Origin of the sequence: Desulfotruncus arcticus DSM 17038 (assembly GCF_900113335.1) — a bacterium.
Lineage (GTDB): Bacteria > Bacillota > Desulfotomaculia > Desulfotomaculales > Desulfallaceae > Desulfotruncus > Desulfotruncus arcticus.
In genome coordinates, this window is sequence record NZ_FOOX01000046.1 from 1 (window position 1) to 4,556 (window position 4,556).

At 40.6% G+C, this 4,556-nt stretch carries 5 protein-coding genes and 1 pseudogene; 1 reads left to right on the forward strand and 5 read right to left on the reverse strand.

Annotation, left to right across the window (positions count from 1 at the left end):
* Window positions 1-273, reverse strand: a 273-nt coding sequence (locus tag BM056_RS25395) for a transposase (protein ID WP_131820843.1), incomplete at its 3' end; no start/stop codon positions are given.
* Between the two features lie 459 nt (window positions 274-732).
* On the opposite strand from BM056_RS25395, the gene BM056_RS25400 reads away from it, so the two are divergent.
* Entirely contained in the window at window positions 733-897 is a 165-nt protein-coding gene (locus BM056_RS25400) for a glycine betaine ABC transporter substrate-binding protein (RefSeq protein WP_274377597.1), read from the forward strand.
* A 98-nt stretch (window positions 898-995) separates the two neighbouring features.
* On the opposite strand, the gene BM056_RS25405 is transcribed toward BM056_RS25400, so the two are convergent.
* From BM056_RS25405 to BM056_RS25415, 4 genes and pseudogenes are all read right to left on the reverse strand, one after another.
* On the reverse strand, window positions 996-1,913 hold the full coding sequence (locus tag BM056_RS25405; RefSeq protein ID WP_165613723.1) for a DMT family transporter: 918 nt from the start codon (window positions 1,911-1,913) through the stop codon (window positions 996-998).
* A gap of 297 nt (window positions 1,914-2,210) precedes the next feature.
* Window positions 2,211-2,596 (reverse strand): annotated as a pseudogene (locus tag BM056_RS25410) (reverse transcriptase); the annotation flags it as partial.
* A 1,030-nt stretch (window positions 2,597-3,626) separates the two neighbouring features.
* Window positions 3,627-3,797: a hypothetical protein gene (locus BM056_RS26505; RefSeq protein ID WP_165613724.1), complete on the reverse strand. Its 171-nt coding sequence runs from the start codon at window positions 3,795-3,797 to the stop codon at window positions 3,627-3,629.
* Window positions 3,798-4,214: 417 nt separating this feature from the next.
* A partial coding sequence (locus BM056_RS25415; RefSeq protein WP_131820856.1) for an integrase core domain-containing protein occupies window positions 4,215-4,556 on the reverse strand: 342 nt, incomplete at its 5' end.

Sequence of the window (4,556 nt, forward strand, 5' to 3'; positions counted from 1 at the left end):
CGCGAAGTAAGCTGCCGCCTTTTTTAAGATTTCATTTTCCTCTCGAAGATCCCGGACCTGGCGCTCAAGTTTTCTTATCAATTCATCATCTGGGCTTAACTTACCACTACCAGGGAATGGCCCTTCAGGCTTTTCACGATATCTTTTTAACCAACCATGTAGCGTGTTGATTTTTATACCTAATTCCCTTGCAACAGAAGCCACTGATCCTTCGGAAGCTTCTACTCGTTTTATAGCTTCCATTTTAAATTCTGTACTGTATTGCCTTGCCATATTTTTTGCCCCTTTCAATTTCTAGTATACTACGTGTTCTTACTGTCCATCAAAAGGGGTACGGGTCAAGTTGTCTCCTCAGCCGGAGGTGGTGCAACAGCAGCTATAATGCTGGAGTTAAATCCCTTGCATACTTGAATAAATATGCCGATAAGTTTGACCATAAGTATTGTGGATCATGTAATACGGGAAGAAGAAACGCGATCCGGAAATAGTGGCCAAGGAATTGGTTGCATGTAGTGAATCTTTGGCTGGAAGGAGTCAAAACCATTGGCGGGCAAGATGCCCAGAAGGTTGTGCAGGAAGATTTGGCAATACTAAAGAGTACCCATAACGCCCGATGAGGTTTTGCCGGGGATAGCAGGGTTACTCTCAAAGTGCCCTCTATCTGGTTGCTGCACTTAAAAAGCTATTGACAATAATGAGTGGATTGTAATTACAGGTTGGACACCCCATTGGATGTTTGCTAAGTGGGACCTAAAATATCTAGACGATCCTAAGAACATTATCCAAGGAAAAGAAACACAGTTTATTGCTACTATGGTTAAAAAAGGCTTAAAGGATGAGGCTCCAGCTGTCTACCAAATATTGGACAATTTCAAATGGGAACCTAAACAAAAGTAAAATTAATTAAAATTTTCTCACTGGCAGCGTGCATAAAATATGCAACGCTGCTTTTTACATTAAATTCTGTTAGTGGTAAAGATTCCTAAACTTTCTCATTACTCATCAGACTTTACGCTGTTCTCATTGTGCTTAACAGAACTGTAGCTTAAAATTGTAATTGTAAGTAAAATAATAACCATTCCTATCGCTTGTACTGCTGTCAAATATTCATTTAAAATAATAACCCCGAAAAGTGAAGCTGTGACAGGTTCAAATATTGCAACAATAGATGCAACGGCCGGAGAGACATTTTTTAAACCGGTTACATATAAAATAAAAGATGGACCTCCCCCTGTGAAACCTAAGAGTATAAACCACCAAATATCATAAGAATGTAAAACTTCTATAAGTTGTTGTTTATCAGCAAATATCATAAGAATCAAAGAATTTATCAAAAAAGCTAAATTTAAAATGATTAAAAGATTTCCTTTTTCAGAACCATATTTAAGACTAAAAATTAAGATTGCATATGATAAACCTGCTAACAATCCACTGATAATCCCCCAAGGATGTATGCCAGTTAGTTGGGTTCTATGTATACCTGTTAATAAGATAATTCCTAAACTAATAAAAATTAAGGCTAAAAATTTATAAATTGTGATTCTTTCTGTTTTTAGAATAGCAGAGATAAAAAATACAAAAAGCGGGGCAGTATAAACAAGAGTTGTTGCAACGGCTAAATTTGTATTTGAAATGCTGACAAAATATAAACCCCAGCCTCCAGAAAGCCCTATTCCTGCCAAAATGGACCACGCTACTAGCGACAAACTTATTTTTTTCTCATTTTTATTAAATATTAACCAACCAAATATTAAAATTAAGCCAATAATTCCTTGATAGTTTGCAATTACAATTGGGTCCCATTCTTTTGACATTAATAAGCTTGCAAATCCTCCAGCGAGTCCCCATGAAATAGCAGATAGTATAACAAACAGCAATCCATAAGGATAGCTACCTCTTAATAATTTAAGCATTAGTTTCCTCTGCATTATGTTTTTTATCTGGTAAATAAACAATGATATGGTATTTATCTATTTTATCAAATTAATGCATTGCTTTCAAAGCTCTCCATTGTCACGTCAGTAAAGGTTTTATACTAGCTAAATCTGGTGCAGTTATAATGTCATCAGTTACCGACCGTATCCTTGTTATCGGTACTAGTAGTGAGCAGAGCAGACAAAGAAGTTGCAAACTGACTCGTTACCTGATTCTGGCTTTCAACCGGAAGAGAAATATTTATTTCTAAAAAGAGTAGACTTTAAAGCACCTTGGTTAGAGAAGGTGGGTTCGTAGATGCACTCCAGGATAATGGGGACTGCCTCCTGAACGAGCTTGTCCTTTCCGTTTGGAAAGCTAAGCTTACGCATTTTACCATTGCTTTTAGGTATCATCGTTGTTCTGTTTGGCCGCGGCTGGTAGGACTCGTCGCGCATGGAAGCGATAAGCTCCGTAATCCATTCCTCGCAGAAGCCATGCAGGGAGGTACCATCGGCGCCGGAGGTCTCCGCTCCATCGTTGGACTTTACGGAGTTATAGGCGATGATGTACAAGTCTCTGTTGTAGAACAACCGGTAAAGGTACCGTTGATATAGCAATGGTCGGCATTGTTCCGACGGCGATAACCTTCCCGTCTTTCGATGAGTTTTGATTGCTTCATTCAAAACAACTCCTTCCGAGATTGGAACTTGGAATACTGCCCCCCTTCACCATGTGCCTTCCATTACAGAAGGCCGTTGGGCTACTGTTAGGGCTCTCTGGCATATGCCGAGAGCGGCACTTAGGCAGGTCACGTTTGACAGCTTCATATAGTGTCTCCATACGTAGGTATCCGGTTGGTCGTTACCCTGCTTACCGCAGGTGCGTCAATAGGCTTGCTTATACCCAATCCCTAAAATATTGGGCATACCTATTGATACCGGTGTTTACGTCCGGCAGGTACCACGGCCACAGACCCGGAAGTAGCCCACAGGCTTTACCATATATGGTCTGACTCGCCAGACCACTCGACAGCATTTGTTGTCTAATCCTGACTTTACCGACATGCTGTTGTCCCCCAGAGGCTTTCGCATGAGGTTAGTCGGTTGTCTTACATCGCAATGCAGGAGCGATGATTTCTTACGAAATATATATGAAGCGCACAACGTGCGCACTTAGGGGGGATATAATTTATGACAAATGAACGCAAAAAATTATAAAACTGCGCTATCAGGGCTTTGGGTATAAAGAAATAGCAAAAGCCATTGGATTATCAAGAGACATGATTAGGGGCTATTGTAAAAGAAACGCTTTACATGGATTTGGAACAGAGCCCCCAATCAGTGATCTATCTACGCAAAGAGATTAAATTTCTCCGATTTCAACATTGAAGTAAAGGTTATTTCAGCTTGCACGCACATTGTCTCATGAACAGATGCTGGACATTCCACTGTGAATTTGTCAAGCGTTCAGGATACTTCCACTCATTGTGTTTGAGTCAACCAGTACAGGTTCCCACTGCAGGCGTGCCGCAAACAATGCCTGATGGCGTTGCTGTAGCAGTTCCAGAAAACGTCAAAGGTACCTAGACACAAATGTTCTGACTAACCGTGAAAGTACATTCCGCTAACGGTGTCCCTGGACATGCCTCAATTACTGGTTCACCCACATAAAAGATTCAACTGTTCCGACTGTTACATCTGGAGTAATGGTTACATATACAGGTAGTTTTTGATATCGTTGAAGTCCAATTCTATTGCCGATTTGTCGTAATAATCCTGAAAAAGCTTGGCTTTTGTGTAATACTCATCTTGAGTGTTTTGGCTCAGCTCCCTAATTTGGGTGTCAAACTTCAACTTTTTAAGAATTTCTTCTTTTGTCATGGTTAAGCTCCTTTAAAATATTTTAGCGCTTATCAGCACTATGAATATTTTAGAGGCATGACTATAGGAAGAAAATGCTGCTACAAAATTGCAGCAGTATGGATAAAAAGCATAGGTAAAATGTTGTTTAACCGGTTTAACCCCCTATTATTAGAGCCTGTATCCCACAATCTCCAAATTACATAGAATTTCATCAAAGTAGGGGTAATAGGTTTTTTTAAATGGTAGGCCGGCGGCCTTGACAGCCCTAAGGGCTGCGGTGTTGTTAGGCTACCGACGGGCGGCTCCGAAAACATGCAGCATGTTCAGCCCGTCGTGATATATGGTACCACAGCCCTTTTAACGTGCTATCAAGGCTACCCTACGGCGCCTAGTGCCAAGCCCGGGTACCTCTGGGGCTCACCAAAAACATACTTTCTAAACCTTAACAATAAAGGGTTTAACCTTGCCGGCTGCTAATTCATTGATAAATTCCAAAGGCGATAAGTCAGATAAACTGCCATGCATACGGCGTTTATTGTAAAACTGAATGTAATCACTAATAACCTGATACGCATCCTGATAACTAACAAACTCGTGCCTGCTCAGGCAGTCGCTTTCTAAAATCGCATGAAATGATTCAATATGGGCGTTTTTATTCGGTGTCTTGGGCGGAATACGCTCGTGTTCTGTGCCGTATTTTTCACAGCTTTCTTCAAATACATGGCTAATAAACTGTGGGCCGTTGTCAGTTCTAATAATTGGCCTAGCTTCATTAGA

Coding starts and splice junctions, on each gene's coding strand:
- BM056_RS25400 (WP_274377597.1), top strand. CDS start 733: ATGTTTGCTAAGTGGGACCTAAAATATCTAGACGATCCTAAGAACATT.
- BM056_RS26505 (WP_165613724.1), bottom strand. CDS start 3,797: ATGACAAAAGAAGAAATTCTTAAAAAGTTGAAGTTTGACACCCAAATT.
- BM056_RS25405 (WP_165613723.1), bottom strand. CDS start 1,913: ATGCTTAAATTATTAAGAGGTAGCTATCCTTATGGATTGCTGTTTGTT.